General features: G+C 43.0%; 19 protein-coding genes and 1 riboswitch. Of the genes, 9 read left to right on the top strand and 10 right to left on the bottom strand.

Annotated features, from left to right (window positions below; genetic code table 11):
• Positions 1-44 precede the first annotated feature (44 nt).
• Both ACU0NF_RS03155 and ACU0NF_RS03160 read right to left on the bottom strand, forming a co-directional pair.
• The gene (locus ACU0NF_RS03155) at positions 45-251 is read right to left on the bottom strand and encodes a DUF1656 domain-containing protein (protein ID WP_131383781.1); all 207 of its coding nucleotides are present in this window, start codon (positions 249-251) and stop codon (positions 45-47) included.
• A 2-nt stretch (positions 252-253) separates the two neighbouring features.
• Positions 254-2,341, bottom strand: coding sequence for an FUSC family protein (locus ACU0NF_RS03160; protein WP_445660101.1), 2,088 nt, complete (start codon positions 2,339-2,341; stop codon positions 254-256).
• A 483-nt stretch (positions 2,342-2,824) separates the two neighbouring features.
• Between ACU0NF_RS03160 and ACU0NF_RS03165 the strand changes: the two genes are divergently transcribed.
• A complete protein-coding gene (locus ACU0NF_RS03165; RefSeq protein WP_445660102.1) occupies positions 2,825-3,598 on the top strand; it encodes an IclR family transcriptional regulator in 774 nt (257 codons plus the stop codon).
• A 210-nt stretch (positions 3,599-3,808) separates the two neighbouring features.
• Here the strand turns inward: ACU0NF_RS03165 and ACU0NF_RS03170 are convergent, their stop codons facing one another.
• On the bottom strand, positions 3,809-4,426 hold the full coding sequence (locus ACU0NF_RS03170; RefSeq protein ID WP_445660103.1) for an alpha-ketoglutarate-dependent dioxygenase AlkB family protein: 618 nt from the start codon (positions 4,424-4,426) through the stop codon (positions 3,809-3,811).
• A gap of 148 nt (positions 4,427-4,574) precedes the next feature.
• Between ACU0NF_RS03170 and ACU0NF_RS03175 the strand changes: the two genes are divergently transcribed.
• Positions 4,575-6,377: an ABC transporter ATP-binding protein gene (locus ACU0NF_RS03175; protein ID WP_131383786.1), complete on the top strand. Its 1,803-nt coding sequence runs from the start codon at positions 4,575-4,577 to the stop codon at positions 6,375-6,377.
• Between the two features lie 65 nt (positions 6,378-6,442).
• Here ACU0NF_RS03175 and phoU read toward each other — a convergent pair whose 3' ends face one another.
• Positions 6,443-7,159, bottom strand: a complete 717-nt coding sequence (phoU, locus tag ACU0NF_RS03180; protein ID WP_131316655.1) for a phosphate signaling complex protein PhoU — start codon at positions 7,157-7,159, stop codon at positions 6,443-6,445.
• Between the two features lie 95 nt (positions 7,160-7,254).
• Positions 7,255-8,607: a TolC family outer membrane protein gene (locus ACU0NF_RS03185; RefSeq protein ID WP_370982645.1), complete on the bottom strand. Its 1,353-nt coding sequence runs from the start codon at positions 8,605-8,607 to the stop codon at positions 7,255-7,257.
• 275 nt (positions 8,608-8,882) lie between these two features.
• Here ACU0NF_RS03185 and ACU0NF_RS03190 point away from each other — a divergent pair, with 275 nt between their 5' ends.
• The 7 genes from ACU0NF_RS03190 to ACU0NF_RS03220 all read left to right on the top strand — a co-directional run bounded on the left by ACU0NF_RS03190 (position 8,883) and on the right by ACU0NF_RS03220 (position 15,642).
• The gene (locus ACU0NF_RS03190) at positions 8,883-9,950 is read left to right on the top strand and encodes a hypothetical protein (RefSeq protein ID WP_445660104.1); all 1,068 of its coding nucleotides are present in this window, start codon (positions 8,883-8,885) and stop codon (positions 9,948-9,950) included.
• A 90-nt stretch (positions 9,951-10,040) separates the two neighbouring features.
• A riboswitch (TPP riboswitch) is annotated at positions 10,041-10,169 on the top strand.
• Positions 10,170-10,280: 111 nt separating this feature from the next.
• Positions 10,281-12,176 (top strand): phosphomethylpyrimidine synthase ThiC, encoded by a 1,896-nt coding sequence (thiC, locus tag ACU0NF_RS03195; RefSeq protein WP_445660105.1) that lies wholly within the window; start codon positions 10,281-10,283, stop codon positions 12,174-12,176.
• A 76-nt stretch (positions 12,177-12,252) separates the two neighbouring features.
• Complete coding sequence (locus ACU0NF_RS03200; RefSeq protein WP_445660106.1) at positions 12,253-12,873, top strand: NUDIX domain-containing protein; 621 nt, start codon at positions 12,253-12,255, stop codon at positions 12,871-12,873.
• A 10-nt stretch (positions 12,874-12,883) separates the two neighbouring features.
• Entirely contained in the window at positions 12,884-13,693 is an 810-nt protein-coding gene (gene cpdA, locus ACU0NF_RS03205) for a 3',5'-cyclic-AMP phosphodiesterase (protein WP_445660107.1), read from the top strand.
• Positions 13,694-13,902: 209 nt separating this feature from the next.
• Complete coding sequence (dksA, locus tag ACU0NF_RS03210) at positions 13,903-14,430, top strand: RNA polymerase-binding protein DksA (RefSeq protein ID WP_067722416.1); 528 nt, start codon at positions 13,903-13,905, stop codon at positions 14,428-14,430.
• A 7-nt stretch (positions 14,431-14,437) separates the two neighbouring features.
• The gene (gene gluQRS / locus ACU0NF_RS03215) at positions 14,438-15,355 is read left to right on the top strand and encodes a tRNA glutamyl-Q(34) synthetase GluQRS (protein WP_445660108.1); all 918 of its coding nucleotides are present in this window, start codon (positions 14,438-14,440) and stop codon (positions 15,353-15,355) included.
• 53 nt (positions 15,356-15,408) lie between these two features.
• Positions 15,409-15,642 carry a zinc-ribbon domain-containing protein gene (locus ACU0NF_RS03220; RefSeq protein WP_370982637.1) on the top strand — a complete coding sequence of 78 codons (234 nt, stop codon included), beginning with the start codon at positions 15,409-15,411 and terminating at the stop codon, positions 15,640-15,642.
• A 15-nt stretch (positions 15,643-15,657) separates the two neighbouring features.
• Here ACU0NF_RS03220 and ftsW read toward each other — a convergent pair whose 3' ends face one another.
• The 5 genes from ftsW to ACU0NF_RS03245 form a co-directional block, all read right to left on the bottom strand.
• Positions 15,658-16,854, bottom strand: a complete 1,197-nt coding sequence (gene ftsW, locus ACU0NF_RS03225) for a putative lipid II flippase FtsW (protein WP_445660109.1) — start codon at positions 16,852-16,854, stop codon at positions 15,658-15,660.
• A 21-nt stretch (positions 16,855-16,875) separates the two neighbouring features.
• Positions 16,876-18,222, bottom strand: a complete 1,347-nt coding sequence (murD, locus tag ACU0NF_RS03230; RefSeq protein ID WP_445660110.1) for a UDP-N-acetylmuramoyl-L-alanine--D-glutamate ligase — start codon at positions 18,220-18,222, stop codon at positions 16,876-16,878.
• A gap of 162 nt (positions 18,223-18,384) precedes the next feature.
• Entirely contained in the window at positions 18,385-18,636 is a 252-nt protein-coding gene (locus tag ACU0NF_RS03235) for a DUF6587 family protein (protein ID WP_445660111.1), read from the bottom strand.
• 47 nt (positions 18,637-18,683) lie between these two features.
• Positions 18,684-20,540 carry a ferrous iron transporter B gene (feoB, locus tag ACU0NF_RS03240; protein ID WP_445660112.1) on the bottom strand — a complete coding sequence of 619 codons (1,857 nt, stop codon included), beginning with the start codon at positions 20,538-20,540 and terminating at the stop codon, positions 18,684-18,686.
• The gene (locus tag ACU0NF_RS03245; protein WP_205677715.1) at positions 20,537-20,800 is read right to left on the bottom strand and encodes a FeoA family protein; all 264 of its coding nucleotides are present in this window, start codon (positions 20,798-20,800) and stop codon (positions 20,537-20,539) included. The genes feoB and ACU0NF_RS03245 overlap by 4 nt, the downstream gene beginning before the upstream one ends.
• Positions 20,801-20,877 lie beyond the last annotated feature (77 nt).

Here is a 20,877-nt window from a genome sequence, read left to right on the forward strand (position 1 = left end):
CAGGTTTACCTCATTCATTTTAATTTGGGAAGTCGTGATGGTGATTAGATGGCACACAGAATAAACAGCCAATGCACCAGAAAAAGCAGTACGATATACAGGCACAAATTGAATATGCTCGGCCATGCAATCCAGCCCTGATCAACCAGCCGATCAGTTCCGATCATGACGATTTTAAGCAGTACATACGCAAGAATGCTCTGAATTAAAAGGATCGGGACGTAAACCCCATAAAGATTAAGTTCGCCCATGCTTAGCTCCCTGCCAAAATTTTCTGTTCAGCCCTATGTCCTGTATCTTGATGACACAGGCTGCTGCGGATATTGTTGAGTGAAATCTTCAGGCGCTGTGCAACATCGGGATTCTCCACCTCATCGCTTGCAGCCTGAACCACGGCAAGGCTATGCAATAAATTCTGTAAAATATCGGCATGTGTTCGCTGCATTTCTTTGGCACGGAAATAGTCATCTAGCGACTGCTGCAACTCTTCAATCGAAGAAACAATAGCTGCTTGCTCGGGCAGTTTGTTGATCAACTCCTGCAGTCGCGTCAGGTCAATCACTGCACTGGTTTCAATCAGTGCCAAATGAATTTCTTTTTTTAAACTTTGCGACTGAACAGCGACTTTACTGTTGAGCACTCCAATCCGATCCAGCATGCTACGCAAATGCCGTTTAAACTCTGCACCATAAGACAAGTACAGGGCCTTTCTGAGCGCTTTATAATGCATGGCCAAAATGCGTTGTACGGTAATATCAGGAGACATCGCCCGGACGAGGTGAATCACATAAACTGAAATCATCGGACCAATCAGTGAGCCAATCGAGGCATCAAAAAATGTAATCTGGTCCAGTGCATAAGTGTTCTGAAAATTCAGTCCCATCACCGTTCCCATCAGTAAAGGCAGACCTAGTCCGGTTAAAGGTGGATGGGGAAATAACATCAGGCAGAAGATGATGAAGGGCGCAAGAACCACGCCCAGTTCCCAAAAGCTGGTGACATGCGGGAAAATCCCGTAGGCATAAATGAACACCATTACAGCCGCATAAATATTGGCACGGATAAACATTTTCAATGCCGGTACCGGATTATCCATGGCCGTTAAAATGCAGGCAGTGATTGCCGCCATTTCTGCCAGCATGAATCCTGCTTTCCAGCCACTTAAAATCCAGAATGCAGTGGCAATCACGATAATCATAAATGCTGAAATTCCCCCACGTACCGCCACACCATGATCCCGATGCAAACTCGGATAGTGGGTGGTTAACGGGGCAATACTTTCGGGCAAGGAATCATCGCCTTGCTGAATGCGTTGCCAAATCAGTTTCACCGCACGCACATTCTGAATAAAATGCCGCATATCCATTTTCAGGCCATTTAAAATGACCGCTTGTTCAGGTCGTGCTGATGTTATTAAGGCATCAAAATCTGATTCAAACTGGCTGGGTAAAAGATTGAGTTCTTGTTCTTTGATCACATGCTCATCTTTTAAAAATTCGGCAATATGGCCATGTACATCTTTTAGATGGGCACGATAGGTCATATCCATTTGATCGAGCTGTTTCATGCGCTCCGACATCGCCACCAGATTTGCCACCAATACGGTTAATTGATGCAGCATTTCCTGCAGCGGTTTGGTCATGCCCTGAAGGCTGGATTTCTCATACGATAAATGTACCGCCATCGCATGGATATCTGAGGTATCCCGGGTGATATTCCCCAACAGCTGGTTGTAATGATGCAGTTGTTTTTGATCCAGCAAGATCTGATCAAATAATGCGTTGGTATCCTGAATGGTCTTTGCAACCCGGATTTGCACAGCCGGTCCGATATGCATCGGAAAAATGGTCGTGCTGATAATCGCACTGCAGACCACCCCAACAGTGATTTCCAGAAAACGGCCAATTGCCATATCAAAGATGGACACCGTATCGGCATAATAAATAATGTTGTAGCAAATAATGACCGTGGTATAACCCGCCAGCATAGAGACATAACTGCGCGGGGTTCGATCCAGTAGTGAAATATACAGGCAGAAACCCACCCAAGCCGCCAGGAAAAAAGTAAATAACCACGGTGTATTGATCAAAAGCGGGGTCACTGCGATCGAGACGATTGCACCCAGCAAGGTTCCCACAACACGATAAAGGCTTTTTGAAGAGGTCATGCCCGAGTACGGGTTGGCAATCACGAACACGGTACCAATCGCCCAAATCGGATAAGCCAGATTCAAAGAAAATGCGATATAAAGTGCCAACATGCCGGCCACAAAAGTTTTAGTCGCAAAAATCCAGTCCATTTTATTTGGACGAAATGCGAGTAATTGTTTGGTGAGCAGCATGGGTTGATCTCAGATTTAGGTTTAACGCTTCACTCCACAGATTTTTTGACGACGACTAAAGTGCACGAAATATCTTAAAGACACATCGTGTAAAAAATAGACATAGTCAAACATGCCATCAGAAATGATCGTCATTCAAAATGAATGGAGAAATTTTCGCATCGGGTTCTTTATGCGAAATAAAATAGGAAAAACAGTTAACCTATTCTGGCTAAAAATTCATCATTAGATATTTATTTTGCTTATTTTTCCAAAAAAACCACTATAAGTCAATAATAATATCTTATTATGATAATACAACTATAATTAATAAAAAATAATTAACCCTTTGTTATTGAATTTCTCACGGTGGCTATAAAATATTTTTAAATGCTGACAAATCCCGCATTGTCCCCCAACAAAAGCTCTCCTCTGGCTAATTTTTTGTTATAAAGTAATGCTCGTTACTTTTTCTTTTTATATGCTTTGACCAAGCGGGGACTTATGGCAATTTCTAGTTTTGGTAAGATTCTCACCGTTTTGGATCTGTTTTCGGTGTCTCGCCCTATCATTAATGTCGATATCATTAGTGAGGAATTAGGACTGTCTAAACCCACCAGTTACCGGTATTTAAAAGAACTGGTATCTTCAGAATTATTGCAGCGCTTAAGTGGCACTTCAGGTGACTATACCCTGGGTTCTAAAATTGCAGTACTGGACTATATTTCCCGTACCACCGATCCTTTGGTGCAAATTAGTATTCCATTCATGCAGCAAATTGTGGAACGTACTGAATTCGGCTGTCTGCTCACACATCTGAATTATGATTCATGTATTGATATTCATCATGAACTGTATAAAGACATGACCACGCTGATTTATGGCCGTGGTTGCCCTCGCCCGATCTATAAAGGTTCTTCTGCCAAAGTCATTCTGGCGCATTTACCTAAACAGCGCATTTTGGATTATTACCAGCGCTTTGTGCCTGAATTGTCCGAGGTTGGATTTGCGCATAGCGAAGAAGAATTTTTGTTACAGATGAAACAGATTAAAAAGCAGGGTTATTATTTTTCCAATGGAGAAGTTGATCCGAATTTGGCCAGCCTTTCTATCCCGGTAAAATTTTCTAGCAAAGAGCCGCCTTTGGCTTTGACCTTATTAGGCTCTAGAAATCGCTTTGAGTTTATTAATTTTCAGAAGCTGGTCGAAATTTTGCAAGAAAATGCGGCACTGATTGAGAAAAAATTTACTGAATTATCAAGAGATGATGATCTTTGAAATTTCGCGCAGATTCAACCAAATATCAATTTATGCAAAATAAAAGCGGTTTCAACATTGTAATATCCAATTTATTCTCATAATATGATTATTGTTCTTCATGTGGCCCATTGTATTCCATGACAATTTGAGCGACATCCTCAGAGAAAAGCTTGTGCCTATGCATGAGCTTTTTTTTACCTTTATTTTTAGCCTGCCAAATACAGCAGTTTAGAAAAAATAACGGAAAGTCAGATTAATTCTTGGCTCGTATATTCTTGTCGACTTCATTAAAGCGTGCTTCCAGTACTGCTGTGTCTGACCTCGCATCACAATCAGTTGTCCACTGTGTAAAAGCAGATCGACTTTTTTAGCTTGTTTTTTATGCTTGAAGCTAAACTTACGTGTTGCCCCCAAACTCAAAGAAGCAATGACTGTTTCTTGTCCGGCATCGGAGATCAGTGTCGCTTCATCATCACTATGCCAGCCTAGACCTTGAGTACCTTCCTCATATAGATTCGCCAAACAGGAATTAAAACGATGCCCGACCAGCTTTTCGATATGCTGCTTGAGACGAAATAATGCCGGATTCCACACATGTGCCTGCTTGAAGGTGCCTGAATAGTGATATTGGTAATTTTCATCGCCGTACCAGGCCACTTGGCGCTTGGTGATATGATGCTGGCCAAATAAAAATACCTGATCATATTGCCAAGCCAAATTGGCTAAAAAATACTGCAAATATTTTTCACTCTGCTCAGGCCTTAAGATCAGGCCATAATCTTCTACAATCCCGTCGCAAGGCAACAGATTGGCTTGAGCTTCCGGTGCAAACAATTCAAAGTTCATGGTCAAAAATACAGAGTCTAAAATAAATATAAAATTCACTTTTATTTTAGCGGATTATCTCTGCTCACAATTCAAAACATTGTATGCGCTTGTGACATCAGAAAATCAGGCTTAGACTCAAATCAAGCTGAACAATAAAAAATTGCATATGAATTTATGGCACTTATTTCAAAAACTCCGGCCTTTTGTGCGTCCCTATCGCTTATTGGTCATCGCAACACTAATTTTAACCTTGATAGGTTCCTTCACCGCACAGGTCAATGCACTGACTTTGCAATATGCGGTTGATAGCATTAATCGCCTGATTGAAGCCGGTTTAGGACTGTCTGAAGGCTGGCATATCCTGATCACCATCTCTGCCATTTTACTGGGTAAGGAAGTCATCAATGCCTTTGTGCAATTTGGACAAAAATTTTATGGCGAAAAGCTGCGAATTTTTGTCTCGCAGGATTTGGCCCAGGGCATCATTGAAAAATTTCTGACCTATCGACTGGCTTTTTTTAATGAAGACAACAACCAGGCCGGTAAATTACAAACCCGTATCGACCGCGGCATTGGTTCGCTGACGCGTCTGGTTCAAATCTTCTTTATTGATATTTTACCTTTATTTACCAGTGCAATCGTCGCGCTTGGCCTGATGTTCTATGCCAATTTCTATGTCGGACTGGTGGCCTTAAGTATTGTGCCGATTTATTTCTGGCTGACCTTTAAGCAAGCGCAAAAACTGGGTGGATGGCGACGCAACCTGCGCGATGGACGTGAAAAAAAGAGCCAAGGCATCTTAAGCATTATCAACTCGATTACCGTGATTAAATCCTTTAATCGCGAATCGATTGAATCCGACAAACAGCTCAAGCTACAAAAAGAACTGACCGACAATCAGATGCAGACCCGTCAAACCAGTTTTTTATTTGACGGCTTAAAAACCTTTATCGAACAGATTGGTATTGTGCTAATCATCATTTTAACGGCGTATTTCGTACTCGATGGGCAAATGAGTATCGGCATGATTATGTACCATGTGCTGCTGTTCAATAATGTTTCAGCCCCGATTCGTTCCTTGCATCGTATTTATGATGAAGTAAATGATGCGATGATTTATTCGGAAAGCTTCTTTAAAATTTTGGAAGCCGATCATGAAATTGAGCCGAGTGGTGCACAAAAACCGGCGATCACTGGCAAGTTTGAACTTAAAAATGTCGAATTTTATTATCCCAATGGTCATCATGCTTTAAAGAACATCAATATGGTGATTCAACCGAATAAAATCACGGCTTTGGTCGGTTTATCCGGTGCTGGAAAATCGACATTGATCAGTTTGCTGGATAAATTCTATCAGCCTGCATCAGGGCAGATTCAACTCGATGGCATTAATCTGGAAGACATCGACACGCAATATCTACGTGACCATATTGGATTGGTGCTGCAAAAAAATCATATTTTCCAAGGTTCTATTTTTGAAAATATTCGCTATGGTAAAACCGATGCCACCATCGAAGATGTCATGACTGCGGCCCAAAAAGCCTCGATTCATGAACAGATTTTACAGCTTCCCCATGCCTATGATGCAGATGCCCTGATGCTTTCAGGCGGTCAACAACAACGGATTGCCCTTGCCCGAATGTTCTTGAAAAATCCACCAATTATTTTTTTGGATGAACCAACTGCCAGTTTAGATGCGATTGCTTCGGAGCAAATTAAACAAAGTCTGGATCAAATCAAGCAAGGACGAACCGTGATTATGATTTCACACAGTTTGTCGCAAATTATTGATGCCGACTACACCTATGTGATGAAAGAAGGCTGCATTGCCGAACATGGTGAACACGATGCGCTCTATCATCAAGAAGGGGTGTATAAAGAAATTTTTGATGCCATGGCCAAAAGCTTAAACATTGAAAAGATCGCTAAAACGTTTGAAGAAGATCCTGAGGAAGAAACGCATAGTTAATCCTTTTTCTCGCTTAATAAAAAAACCTCCAGTTTGGAGGTTTTTTTATTTAAATCTTGCAGCGCTTATCGCTGAACTTTCTCTTCAATTTCTTCAACACTGGTATGGCGCACATCCAAACCTTTGACCATATAAATGACCTGTTCAGAAATATTGCGCGCATGGTCACCAATACGCTCTAAAGAACGTAGTACCCATAACACATTAATCACCCGTGAAATATGACGCGGATCTTCAATCATATAGGTCATTAAGGTCCGTGTTGCAGATTGATATTCACGGTCAATATCAGCATCGGCAAGTAACACACGTAAAGCCTGGTCAACATCTAAACGTGCAAAAGCATCCAAGGCATCATGAATCATTACCCGTACCTGATTGCCAATATGACGGGTTTCCATGTAGCCGCGAGGTGAATTGCCTTCTTCACACAAATTCTGGGCAATACGGGCAATTTTCGCCGCTTCATCACCAATACGCTCTAAATCGGTATTGGCTTTAGACATGGCAATCACCATGCGCAAGTCAATTGCCGCCGGATGACGGCGCGCCAAAATCAGGGTTAAGGCTTCGTCAATTTCCGTCTCTAAACGATTGACGATATTGTCTTGGAATTGCACATCAATCGCCAGGCTTGCATCGGTGTCCAGTAACGCACGAATACCATTGGCAACTTGTTGTTCAACTAAACCGCCCATGGTCATAAACTTGGTATTTACATCCTGCAATTCTTCATTAAATTGCGAAGAAATATGGTGATTCAACACCGGATTATTTGGCAAGGGGCTTACTCCACAACAGCGATTTTAGAATGAAAAATCTTGTTCAATATTAAATCACATCTAATATGAAACTTTCATGACAAAAATCCAAATGTTTAGCTTGCCTGTTTGGCGGTTTTATCCATCAGCCAAGCATTCATTTCTTCAATATCTTGTTCTGTTAATTTTCCAACCGAGGCTTTTAGGCGTAGCACATTAATTAAATAATCATATTGTGCATTCAAGTAATCTTGCTTGGCAGAAAAAGCATTTCGTTGCGCCAGCAACACATCCACCATGGTTTTTAAGCCTTCCTGATACTGGGCTTTGGAGGCTTGCGATACCACATTGGATGAATCCATTGCCGCTTTACGCGCTTGTAATTTGGCCTGATCAGTTTCCACCTGCATATAGGACTTTTTCACATCGGTATTGGCTTTACGAATTGCAGCATCGAGCTGAGCTTCAGTTTTTTTCACATTCACCGCAGCTTTCTGAATGGATTTTTGCGTGCGCCCACCGTTATACACATTCCAGTTCATCTCCACACCAATCTGATCAAACTGACCATCACTCGAGATGACATTTTGTGGAGATTGCTTGGTATAGCCATAGGTGCCTACAGCTTCAATTTGTGGATATAAAGCGGCTTGTTCAACGCGTTTTTGGTCTTCTGCATAATGCTGTTGTATACGCGCTTGCTGAATTGACAGATTCTGGCTCAGCGCTAAAGCGGTCCATGCCTCCAAGTCGGCAGGATACGGTTTTTGAAATTGAAAGTCGTCTCTCAGTACCGCCAAATTTTCACGATAGGGTCCAATGATTTGTGCCAGTTGCTCTTGTGCCAAAATCAACTGTACGTGAGTTGCAATACGATTGGCTCGCGCACTTTCATATTGTGCATTGGCTTCACTGACATCACTTTTTGCAACCAGACCTTCGCGCAGTTTTGCATTCATCAAATTGAGCTGTTCCAGCAAGGCTTTTTCTTCTTGTAAATTTGCCGTGGTTAAACTCTGTTGACGCAACACATTAAAATAAGCTTCAGAGACATTTAAAATATGTTCCTGGCGCTGTAACTGCAAATTGACTTCACTCAAACTGACTGAGGTTTTGACCTGCTTTAAACCTTCCCAGGCATCCCAACGGAAGATTGGTTGCCGTGCAGTCATGGCAATCTGTTTAGTGGTTGAGGAAGATGCACTAAAGGCATCCGCAGGAAAACCCGGAACGCTGGCCTGATTCGCTTCTTGGCTTTTACGCGTGACATTTCCCGAAACAGTAATGGTGGGAAGCAAATTTCCTTTCGCAATCCCCAGATTTAATTGATCCGCCTCATACTGTAAAAGATTGGCTTGCCAGTTTGGATCTGTCGTTTTTGCACGTTGATAAGCCTCAACCAAATCCAAAGCATAGCTGCATGGACTTACAAGTAAAACACATGCACTGATGACTATTTTTATATTCATTTTTTATGCTAAATCCCTGCACCGTACCAGACCATCTGCAAACACGCATATTTCAAAAGAAACTATGCAATATTAGAATGATCTCCTTAATTTTCCGTATGATTTTTATTAATTTTTACAATCCGTCCATGCTATATCGATTCATCTGTAAATTGCTAGTCAATGATCACACCGCGTAACTAAACTCCTTCACAATACTACACAGACAAAATCCTTTTCAGCGATAAAATAGCCGCACTCCCCTGAAATCATTGCCGCATGTATCCAGATATCGAATGACTGTGCCTTTCAAAAAAAATTTCGCTATAAAGCGATGCCTTCCTTTGGCCATTTTTATGCTTTTGCTCGGGTGTCAAAAACCTGAACCTCAGCCTATGCCAGAACAGGTACAAAAACAATCACAGCAAGATGAAACGGTGGATTTATCGTTATTATGTAAAAATATTGAAAAGAATATGGCAGAAATTAATGCCGAACGTACCACTTTTGCATTAGAACAGATCAATCAAGATTTAAAATTATGCCTGCCGCTGTCTACATTTGCTGAACAGCAGCATTTGCTGGCACTGTCTACTCAAATGTATAACAACTTCTTAACCGTAGACAGAACACCGCCACAACAAGTGGCTTTTGAAGCCTATGCTTTTGATTTATCACAGCATCCAACCATTCAGCAAAGTCATTTTGAACAACTGACTTTACGCGATCAATATTTGTTAAAACATAAGGGACAAGCCTATATCGAGCTGTTTGATGCAGGCAAAGGCCTGGTCAATTATCGCCGTAGCCCTGAATATTTAGCCAAAATTTTTGCACCCTATATGCCGCGAGCAGAACAGGTGTTTATCGAAAATCTGGCCACACAGAATATGATGCCGGTCTTTGTTGAAGATACTTTAATGATTGAGCCGCACGAGATTGCAACCCGTGCCCTATTTTGGGAAGAGTATTTAAATCAGCATCCTAAAAGCAGCTATCGTAAAGATGCAGAGTATCTGTTGCAGATGTATACCCTGTTTTTATTTAAAGGCTTAAACGACTCGCCTGTCTCTGACACTTATATCGATCAATATGCCATCCAAAGCAGTTCGATGGATGAAATTGAAAAATTGGCGCAGGTCAAAAACTCATATTTAGCACTTCAGGCAACAAAATTTCTGCAATTTATACAATTATCCGAACAGCAGCGCTTAAAGGAAATTCCACTTCAGTTAAGCCCCAAAGAACAACAGTCGCTGTCTGAAAATCAGCGTACGCTCAAACAGTTAGAGCAGTATTTAGGTTTGCAAACTTTAAGCCTGTCCAAAACACGTGATTGTTTTAGTGACGCGGTATGTCTTTAATCCCTGCCTTAAATTAAACGTTCATAGAAACCTATAAAAGCGATATTTAATGTGAATGATTTTTAGTGCTTGGGCGTGTTAATATTTGTCCATCGCTTGACGGAGCGCGAGTAATTGCTCGCTGAGATTGTGTCAGTTCTTTCTATAAAGAACTTAAGCACAAGTACCGTTGAACCTGATCAGGTTAAGACCTGCGTAGGAATCAAGCATCTAGAAACCTAAGCCCCCAATTTATCTGTTTGTTGATTTCTTTCATGAATTAAACCAGATAAATCCGCCACGTTTTTGGTCGTGCTTGATTCGTTGATGTCATTCATAAGGATCATTGCAATGAACCAGTTAACGAATCTATCTGCAACAGATATTTCTGCTCAACACGAGCAAGATGCTAAAGATCTCACCCGTATTTTACCCGCTTCAAAAAAAGTCTATATCCAAGGTTCCCGGGCTGATATTCAAGTCCCGATGCGTGCCATTGAACTGACCGATACCCCGACCGGTCTAGGCGGCGAACAGAATCCGGATATTCTGGTTTATGACACTTCCGGTGTATATACCGACCCCAACCTTGCTATTGACCTGAACCAAGGCTTGCCCAATGTACGTGAAGCCTGGATTGAAGAACGTCAAGATACCGAACGCCTAGAGACTTTAACCTCGAAATTTGGACAGGAACGCCTAAAAGACATTCGCACAGCTGAGATTCGTTTTGCGCATATTCAAAAGCCGCGTCGTGCCAAATCAGGCAAAAATGTCACTCAAATGCATTATGCACGTCAAGGCATGATTACCCCGGAAATGGAATATATCGCCATCCGTGAAAATCAGCGCCAGCTTGAAGGTGTCGATGCACGTCAACATGTCGGTCAAAACTTCGGGGCGAAAAATCTAAACGAAATCACGCCTGAATTTGTGCGTCGGGAAGTGGCTGAAGGTCGTGCGATTATTCCGGCCAACATTAACCATCCTGAAATTGAACCGATGATTATTGGGCGTAATTTCCTAGTCAAGATTAATGCCAATATTGGTAACTCGGCGCTCAGTTCAAGCATTGATGAAGAAGTGGCGAAAATGACCTGGGCCACCCGTTGGGGCGCAGATACCATCATGGATTTATCGACAGGCAAAAACATTCATGAAACCCGGGAATGGATTATCCGTAACTCGCCTGTTCCAATTGGCACCGTTCCGATCTATCAAGCACTGGAAAAAGTCGATGGTGTGGCTGAAGATTTAACCTGGGAAATATTTAAAGACACCTTGATTGAACAAGCTGAACAAGGCGTGGATTACTTCACCATTCATGCCGGTGTACTGCTTCGCTATGTTCCGCTTACCGCAAATCGTTTGACCGGTATTGTCTCGCGTGGTGGATCGATCATGGCGCAGTGGTGCCTTGCCCATCATCAGGAAAACTTCCTCTATACCCATTTTGATGACATCTGTGAAATCATGAAAGCCTATGACGTATCGTTTAGTCTGGGCGATGGCTTACGTCCGGGCTGTATTCAGGATGCCAATGACGAAGCGCAATTTAGTGAACTGCGTACTTTAGGTGAACTGACCCACCGCGCGTGGCAACATGATGTTCAAGTGATGATTGAAGGCCCAGGTCATGTGCCGATGCATATGATTAAGGAAAATATGGATCTGCAACTCGAAGTCTGTCAGGAAGCGCCTTTCTATACCCTCGGCCCTTTAACGACAGATATTGCTCCGGGTTATGACCATATTACCTCAGCGATCGGTGCAGCGATGATTGGCTGGTACGGCACAGCCATGCTGTGTTATGTCACACCGAAAGAGCATTTGGGTTTGCCAAACAAGAAAGATGTCAAAGATGGCATCATCACTTATAAAATTGCCGCCCATGCCGCCGACCTGGCCAAAGGTCATCCGGGTTCACAGGTGCGTGACAATGCTTTATCCAAAGCGCGTTTTGAATTCCGCTGGGAAGACCAGTTTAACTTGAGCCTTGATCCGGATACCGCACGCAGCATGCATGATGAAACCATGCCCAAGGAAGCGCATAAATCAGCGCATTTCTGTTCGATGTGCGGACCAAAATTCTGTTCGATGAAAATCACCCAAAATGTGAGAGATTATGCTAAAAATCAAAGCAATGCGGAGCCTGCGCAAGAACAAAATGCAGAGATAGCGGCGGGATTCGAAAGCATGAAAACCAGCTATCAAGCTCATGGTCAAAAATTGTACCACAAGCTGTAATTTGACAAAAAAATCTTTTATTTTCATAAAATTCTCAGTTAGGATGAATGATTGTTTTTCATCCTGACTGAGCTAAATGAATATTATTAGACAAGCTACATATAACAGCGACGAAGTCAAAATCCAGTCACGTGAATATCTTTTCCGTGGCTTCATTCAGGTTGAAAAAGTCAGTCTTCAACATCGTTTATTTAATCAAACTGAATACACGCCTATCCTGCAACGTGAACTGATTCACCGGCCTGAAGCTGCCGGGGTACTCATTTATGATGATGCCCAACAAAAATTTGCCCTGATTGAACAATTTCGTGTGGGTGCAATGGATGATTCAGATTCGGCCTGGCAACTGGAAATTATCGCCGGTGTGCTGGATGGTGATGAATCCCCTGAAAGCTGTATTCGCCGTGAGAGTGTAGAAGAATCAGGCTGTGAGATTGGTGAATTGGAGCATTTATTTAGTTTTTATCCCTCTGCAGGTGCCTGCTCGGAACTGTTCCATTTGTACAGTGCACAGGCTCGTCTGCCTGAACAAGGCGGCGTCTTTGGCATGCCTGACGAAGGTGAAAATATTCAATTGCATCTGATTGACTACAGTGAAGTTACCCATTTACTCACCAATGGTCGATTAAGAAATGCACCGGTCATTATGGCATTGCAATGGTTGCAACAACATATTAAAACTACAAGGAATGTCTAAGGAGTCAGACATGACTTTATCCAATTGCCATGAAACCCAGCAAGACTGGACCATTATTCAAATTTCAGATACACATTTGATGAATCAGGAAGATTTAGAATTTGTGGATATGAATCCTGAACATAGCTTTCATGCCGTGATCAAGCAGATTCAGCAGCAATATCCGAATGTGGATGCCATCATTCATACTGGCGACTTAGCACAAGTGCCGGTGAAAGAAACCTATAGCCGTTATTTGGCCTTTATGCAGCGTTTAGGTATTCCGTTTTATCAAATACCCGGCAATCATGACAATATTGAGATCTTTCCTTTTTACCATAATCAAAATCAGGCGCATGCCATTCATTTTGGAAAATGGAGCATCGTGTTATTAAATAGCGCTGTACCTGGCAAAACGGACGGCTGGATCGAGCAAGCACAACTACAACAACTCGATCAAATCTTATCTAAATTCCAACAGCAATATGTGATTGTTGCATGTCATCATCATCCTTTCGATATGCAGTCAAAATGGATCGATCAACATAAATTGAAGAACACTGAGAATTTAACCGATATTTTAGCCAAGCATACCAATGTGAAAGCAGTCATAAGTGGTCATGTGCATCAAGACGCCTGGAATGAATGGAAAAATATTCAGTTTTTTTCAACCCCGTCAACTTGTGTCCAGTTCAAACCTTTAAGTGATGATTTTGCGCTAGATGAGCAAGCACCCGGGTTTCGTGTACTACATTTGAAAGCAAGTGGTGAGTTACAAACTGAAATTTATCGTACTGAAAAGGTGCAACAAAAAATTAATACCGAAATTTCAGGTTATTAACTTTTCATTTGGCTTTTTTTCTATTACTTTATGGCTTCAAAAGGAAGCGTGGTAGATTGAATCCAAACATCAAAGACTATCAAAAAGCACAAAAAGTCTATATGATGACGCCCCTCTAAGGAGAATCTCCTAAGGGTTGGATAAAAACACTTGCATATCACCATATTTTTTGCGTATAGATAATGCGTATATGATGAGGAATGCCCTATATGGCGAATGACAACCAAAATCAAGTCTTGGACGAACAAACTGATGTTGTAGACGAAAAGTCTACCAAACGCGTGCGTAAAACAAAGCCAAAAGCGTCAGAAAGTGGTTCTACTGCTAGCTTATTTGGTATTGCACCTTATCAGCCGAAAAAAAATGAAGAATACATGTCCGAAGGACAGCTTGAACATTTCCGCCAAATTCTGTTGGCATGGAAAGAAGAGCTGATGTCTGAAGTGGATCGTACCTTAAACACCATGCAGGATGAAAATACTGCATTGCCTGACGTCAATGACCGTGCGACACAAGAAGAAGAGTTTGCAATTGAACTCCGTACACGTGACCGTGAACGTAAGTTAATCCGCAAGATTGAGCAATCAATTGAAGCGATTAAAAACGATGACTATGGTTTCTGTGAAACTTGTGGTATTGAAATTGGTCTGCGCCGTCTTGAAGCACGTCCAACTGCAACCCTTTGTATTGACTGCAAAACTTTAGCAGAAATCAAAGAGAAGCAAAATAACGGTTAATGAGTTCATGCTTAATAATCCTTCCCTAACCCCTCCTTTAATCAAGGAGGGGGATAACAGGATGGCTTATGTGGGTCGGTTTGCGCCATCGCCAACCGGCCCTTTGCATTTTGGCTCACTCATTACCGCAGTGGCCAGTTATTGCGATGCACGTGCGCATCAGGGCAAATGGCTGGTTCGGATCGAAGATACCGACATTCCGCGTATTTACCCCGGCAGTGAAGAACATATTCTGCGCTGTATAGATGCATTTCAGTTTGAAGCTGACGATGCCATCATCTTTCAGAAAGACCGCTTAGACATCTATGATGCAGTAATCGATCAACTCCATCAAAACCATCTGGTTTATGCATGCCAATGCACCCGCAAAATGCTGGGTTCAAATCATATTTATGCCGGAACTTGCCGCGATTTAACTCTGCCCTTTGAGCAGCAAGCCATTCGTATCAAAGTATCGGATCAGGAAATTTGCTTTAGTGACCGTCTGCAAGGCAGACACTGTTCCAATCTGCAGCAGGATCTTGGAGATTTTGTCCTCAAGCGTCGGGATGGCATTATTAATTACCAACTGGCTGTGGTGGTGGATGATTATCTGCAAGGCATGACCCATGTGGTTCGCGGGGCAGACCTGCTGGATAACACGGAACGGCAAATCTGGCTCGGTTCAATACTGGGCTATCCCAAACTTGAATATATGCACCTGCCGCTTGCGATGAATGAGCAGGGACAAAAGCTCTCTAAACAAAACATGGCGCAAGCACTCGATCTCAATCGTGCACCAGAACTCTTGCAACAAGCGATTCGTGCTTTGCATCAGCCCGAAGTTGATTTGGACACCCCGGCACCCATGCTCAAGCAAGCTATTGCCCAGTGGGATATACAACATATTCCCCACACAAAGGAACTAGAAGGCAGTTATTTTTAAATTAAAAACTGGGCTAAGCTAAAAGCTAAACTTCAAGAAATAGAGGTTGGTCTATGTTTTTTATTTTTGGAATCGGTCCTAAAACCAAAGTCGTTGAGAAAAGTCAGTTTGTTTGTCCGGTATGCAGAAGCAGAAGTACCTATGAACTAAAACAGCAGCGCAATTATTTTTCTTTATTTTTTATTCCACTGATTCCCCTTTCAAAAGCGAAAGGAGAATTTGTGAAATGTCTGAATTGTGGCACTGAAATGTCGAGCATCGTATTAAAGCATGCCCAGCAGGATTGATAGAAAGAATCAAGACTAGAAACTTGATTCTTCCTTACTCGGGTTGGCTTTTTGCGTGGTTGCATCAATTTTTAAAACCAAACTAATCATTACGGCACACATAATTAACGATGAACCGCCATAACTAATAAATGGCAGAGTCAAACCTTTGGTTGGTAGCATACCCATATTCATCCCTGCATTGACCAGAATTTGCAGCAGGAAAATGATACTGATGCCATAAGCCAAATAGCCTGCGCGTAAATATTGATGCTTTAACGCACGGTGTCCGATTTTGATACAACACACCACCATCACGAAGGACAAGATCAACACGGTGCTGATGCCAAAGAAGCCGAACTCTTCACCTAAAATGGCCAGCATAAAGTCAGTATGTGCTTCAGGAAGATAAGACATTTTCTGAATACTGTGTCCTAGCCCCACTCCGGCCCATTCACCGCGGCCAAATGCCATCAGTGCGTTGGAAAGCTGGTAACCGGTACCCAATGGATCAGCCCAAGGATCGGTAAAAGACAAGGCACGTTGTAAGCGGTAGGGCTCAAGGATAATCGCAGCCGCCAAGCCTAGAATAATAAAGGCCAAAAAGGCAATAAATTGAATGGCCGGCGCACCTGCAAGGAAGAACACCCCCAAAATCATCAAGACAATAACTGCAGTTGCCCCCAAGTCCGGTTCAGCCAGGATTAGACCGACGGTGATAATCATGACCCCGCCTAAGCGGAACAGCCCAGAAAGGTTATTTCGAACCTCTTCTGCCCTTCGCACCACATAATCTGCAGTAAAGATGGCCATCATCACTTTGGCGACTTCGGATGCCTGCAAGGTAAAGCCAGCAATACGAATCCAGCGGGTAGAACCATTGACCTCGCTGCCGACGACTAACACCACCGCCAGCAACAAAATGGTCATGATCCACAAGGGAAAGGTATTATTGAACCAGATATTTAATGAGATTTTATAGGTCAAAAATGCGGCTACAGCAGCTACGAAAATTGAAATCCCATGCCGGATCACATAGTGAAATGCATTTTCATGTAAACGGTCGGCATAGGGCATCGATGCAGATGCCACCATGATTGAACCGATACACAGCAAGGCAATCACACAAAAAATCAGCACATTACGTGGTGTAACTTCAGCAGGGATTTTTGCTCCCCACTCATTATAGACCTGATTAATTTTACTTATGGTCGTCTGAGCTAACCCAGCCATACAACGTTCCTTATCATTCTTCTAAGCAAGTGTGTTCACACATTCAACAAACTGGTGTCCACGTTCACTATAACCTTTAAACATATCAAAACTTGCACATGCAGGTGACAATAGCACCACATCATTGGCTTGGGTATGTTGCTGGCATAATTCCACGGCTTCTTTTAAAGATTCCGCGTGAATCAAAGTGGTGGTTCCGGCAATGGCCTGTTCAATCACTGGACGGTCTTCACCAATCAATACCGCGACTTTCGCATATTTGGTTAAAGCATCACGTAAGGCAGTAAAATCCTGTCCTTTGCCCTGCCCGCCTAAAATAATCGCCACTTTGCCCTGTTGCGGCTCAATCGCAGCACCCAAACCATCAATGGCGGCTAAGGTTGCCCCAATATTGGTGCCTTTAGAGTCATTGTAATAACGCACGCCATTCACTTCTTTCACGAACTCACAGCGATGTTCCAGACCTTTAAAGGTTTTTAAAGTTTCAAGCATCGACTCAAGTGGCAAACCAATCGCCTCACCCAAAGCCAGGCATGCCAAAGCATTGGCAACATTATGAGTGCCTTGAATGTACATATCCGAGCTTTTTAGCAAACGTACGCGGCCACGTGCCAACCAGATGGTGCCATCGGTATCTCTCAATACACCGTATTGATTGATATCGGGTGCATTCAAGCCAAAGCTTTGCATCGGTGTGCTGTCTGGAACCAGTGGACGTGTCAGTGAATCATCACGGTTAAACACCACTTTTTTCACACCTTGGAAAATACGGTGTTTTGCAGTGTGATAACCAAACATATCGCCATGACGGTCCAAGTGGTCTTCACTCAAATTAAGAACGACTGCAACTTCTGCGGCTAAATTCGATGTTGTTTCTAACTGGAAGCTTGAGAGCTCCAAGATATACAGTTCCGGATCATCTTTGATTAAATCCAGTGCAGGACGACCAAGATTGCCACCGACTGCGACTTTAATTCCTGCATCTTTCGCCATTAAGCCAATCAGGGTAGTCACGGTACTTTTAGCGTTTGAACCGGTGATTGCCATAATCGGCTTATCGGTGGCACGGCGTAAAATCTGGATTTCACTGACCACAGCAATGCCTTTGGCAACTGCTGTCTGAATTTCAGGAATTTTTGGATCAAGTCCCGGGCTAATCACGATTTCCTCAGCTTGTAATAACAGCTCTTGATCGAGCTGACCAAAACTGGTTTGAACTTCGGCTGGAATCTGGTCGTGTCCCGGTGGTGTCTTTCGAGAATCTGTTACTGCAACGCGGTAGCCATTTTCATGTAAGAAATTTACTGCTGCAACACCTGAAATTCCGAGTCCTGCAACGACTTTTAATCCACCACGTTGAATTAACATTTTTACCCCATATCTTGGTATGTTTTAAAACTGACAAAATGTTAGCACTTTGCTCTTTTGAATGCTTTTTCTGTTTTAACTTTATGCGTCTTTTTTTGTGTCCGCGCGTAAAAAACCGTCATAAAAAAGACGGTTTTTTAAAATTAGGCAAAATTTAGAAAATTACTTCCATTTTACCGTTTGGACTTCCGGTTTTTTCTGGGTGCTGTCCTCAGTTGCCGAACAGCCACAACTTCCACCACATCCAGAAACCGTTGCCGGTTTTAACCATTTGGCTAAACTGAGCCAACCCTGTTTGGCACAGGCATTGGACAACTGCATGAAGACCGAGTTTGCCGTCTGAGGAAACACTTTCTTGAAGACAACCACTGCACTCCAAATTACCAATGCCGCAACAATTACCACTTCAATCATCTCAATCTCCCATGCATATTATTTTGAGTCCAATGAACCCAGTCCCATTAACCCAAATAGTGCGATGCAATTTGATAGGTCAGGAACGACATCAAATAAGCCAAACCAAATAAATAAGCCGTCATAAAGCTCACAGTTTTCCAAGAACCGGTTTCACGTTTCACCGTTGCCAAGGTTGCAAGGCAATGTGGCGCGTAAACAAACCAGACCAACAGGGATAAACCGGTCGCGAGTGACCAGCCAAGGCGACCATCACTGCTGATAATGGAGGCCAAACCTTGCGAGATTGCATCATCATTGGTTGCAGACAAGGCGTAAACCGTACCCAGTGCAGCCACCACCACTTCACGTGCCGCCATTGCAGGAATCAAGGCAATACAGATCTGCCAGTTAAAGCCAAGCGGTGCAAAAATCGGTTGCATCACGTGACCAAGCATGCCCGCAAGTGAATAATCGATATCAGGTAAAGTTGCACCTACTGGCGGCTGCGGGAAGGTACATAAGAACCAAAGCAAAATAGACAACGCGAAGATGATGCCACCGACACGTTTCAAGAAAATTTTGGCGCGGTCCAGCAAACCAATCCAAATACTTTTCACGTCAGGAAAGCGGTAACTTGGCAATTCCATCAGCAACATATGTTGGGATTTATCTTTTTGAAAGAATTTCAGGATGAAAGATACCATCAGCGCACTGACAATCCCGGCCATATATAAAGCAAACAGCACCAAGCCTTGCAGGTTAAACACACCCCAAACCATATATTCCGGAATAAAGGCGGCAATCAGTAAGGCATATACAGGCAAACGGGCGGAACAGGTCATCAGTGGCGCAACAAAAATCGTGGTTAAACGATCTCGCGGGTCGCTAATACTGCGGGTTGCCATAATCCCGGGTACCGCGCATGCAAAGCTAGACAGTAACGGGATAAACGCACGGCCACTTAAGCCGGCTTTAAACATCAACTTATCCAGCAAGAATGCAGCACGCGGTAAATAACCCGACTCTTCTAATACTAAAATAAAGAAAAATAGAATCAGAATCTGTGGCAAGAACACCACCACCCCACCGGCTCCGGCAATCACCCCATCCACCACCAAGCTGTTCAGTAATGGATGTGCTATGTGCTGTCCAACATATTCACCGAGCCAGCCGAAGAAGGTTTCAATGCCATCCATAAAAGGTGCAGCCCAGGCAAATACCGCCTGAAACACTACAAACATCATTAAGGCGAGGCTAACCAGACCCAAAACCGGATGTAAAAATATTTTATCGAGCAAGTCTGAGCGTTTATCTTCCTGATCGACTGAATGCACTACATCATGCAAAATCGTGGTGATTTTATGATGATTATCGCCAGTTAAGCCGCTCAGTTCGGTATGTGGAGTTGAATATTTGCCTTGATCGAGCGCATTCATCAGGTTTTCAATGCCTGAATTACGCACCGCAACGGTCTCCACCACAGGAATACCCAAACGTTCCGCCAGCTTTTGCGTATTGATTTGCATGCCACGGCGGCGTGCTTCATCCATCATGTTCAGTACAAGCAGAACCGGGCGGCCCAGCTCGATCATTTCCAAAACCAGACCTAAATGCAGTTTTAGATTGGTGGCATCGACCACACACAAGAACGCATCTTGCTGATCTTCTTCGGCAATTTTTCCTTGCACCACATCACGGGTAATCGCTTCATCCGGACTGGTCGCATCTAAACTATAAGTTCCGGGTAAATCCAGAACACGAACCGGTTTACCAGATGGCAAGGTGAACTGCCCTACCTTACGTTCAACTGTGACACCGGCATAGTTTGCGACTTTCTGACGGGTGCCGGTCAGATGGTTAAATAATGATGTTTTACCGCAGTTTGGGTTACCTACCAGGGCAATACGCAGCGCATCACTCATGCAGGTGCTCCCTCAAGATTAATTTCAATTTTTTCAGCTTCAACTTTACGCAGTGCGAATCGGGTAAATCCAACTTGAATCAAAATCGGGTCGCCACCAAAAATACCTTTGGTAATGACCTGTACTTTTGTGCCCGGAACAAAACCTAGAGTCTCTAAACGGCTTGCGACCAAATCGTTTAAAGAATTATTGCCATCTAAAGTTCTGTTGACTTTGCTGATGATGGCCGTTTGTTTCACTTTTAAATCAGATAAACGCACCGCATCTAATCCTAAAATATTTTGAACAGTATACAAACAAATGAGAATAATTACCAAGTAAGGTTTGATTCCAATTC

This window comes from Acinetobacter sp. F16 (assembly GCF_052712855.1).

Excerpts from the sequence above, each read along its gene's own strand:
- ACU0NF_RS03155 (WP_131383781.1), bottom strand. The coding sequence starts at position 251 with ATGGGCGAACTTAATCTTTATGGGGTTTACGTCCCGATCCTTTTAATT.
- ACU0NF_RS03160 (WP_445660101.1), bottom strand. The coding sequence starts at position 2,341 with ATGCTGCTCACCAAACAATTACTCGCATTTCGTCCAAATAAAATGGAC.
- ACU0NF_RS03165 (WP_445660102.1), top strand. The coding sequence starts at position 2,825 with ATGGCAATTTCTAGTTTTGGTAAGATTCTCACCGTTTTGGATCTGTTT.
- ACU0NF_RS03170 (WP_445660103.1), bottom strand. The coding sequence starts at position 4,426 with ATGAACTTTGAATTGTTTGCACCGGAAGCTCAAGCCAATCTGTTGCCT.
- ACU0NF_RS03175 (WP_131383786.1), top strand. The coding sequence starts at position 4,575 with ATGAATTTATGGCACTTATTTCAAAAACTCCGGCCTTTTGTGCGTCCC.
- ACU0NF_RS03185 (WP_370982645.1), bottom strand. The coding sequence starts at position 8,607 with ATGAATATAAAAATAGTCATCAGTGCATGTGTTTTACTTGTAAGTCCA.
- ACU0NF_RS03190 (WP_445660104.1), top strand. The coding sequence starts at position 8,883 with ATGACTGTGCCTTTCAAAAAAAATTTCGCTATAAAGCGATGCCTTCCT.
- thiC (WP_445660105.1), top strand. The coding sequence starts at position 10,281 with ATGAACCAGTTAACGAATCTATCTGCAACAGATATTTCTGCTCAACAC.
- ACU0NF_RS03200 (WP_445660106.1), top strand. The coding sequence starts at position 12,253 with ATGAATATTATTAGACAAGCTACATATAACAGCGACGAAGTCAAAATC.
- cpdA (WP_445660107.1), top strand. The coding sequence starts at position 12,884 with ATGACTTTATCCAATTGCCATGAAACCCAGCAAGACTGGACCATTATT.
- dksA (WP_067722416.1), top strand. The coding sequence starts at position 13,903 with ATGGCGAATGACAACCAAAATCAAGTCTTGGACGAACAAACTGATGTT.
- gluQRS (WP_445660108.1), top strand. The coding sequence starts at position 14,438 with ATGCTTAATAATCCTTCCCTAACCCCTCCTTTAATCAAGGAGGGGGAT.
- ACU0NF_RS03220 (WP_370982637.1), top strand. The coding sequence starts at position 15,409 with ATGTTTTTTATTTTTGGAATCGGTCCTAAAACCAAAGTCGTTGAGAAA.
- ftsW (WP_445660109.1), bottom strand. The coding sequence starts at position 16,854 with ATGGCTGGGTTAGCTCAGACGACCATAAGTAAAATTAATCAGGTCTAT.
- murD (WP_445660110.1), bottom strand. The coding sequence starts at position 18,222 with ATGTTAATTCAACGTGGTGGATTAAAAGTCGTTGCAGGACTCGGAATT.
- ACU0NF_RS03235 (WP_445660111.1), bottom strand. The coding sequence starts at position 18,636 with ATGATTGAAGTGGTAATTGTTGCGGCATTGGTAATTTGGAGTGCAGTG.
- feoB (WP_445660112.1), bottom strand. The coding sequence starts at position 20,540 with ATGAGTGATGCGCTGCGTATTGCCCTGGTAGGTAACCCAAACTGCGGT.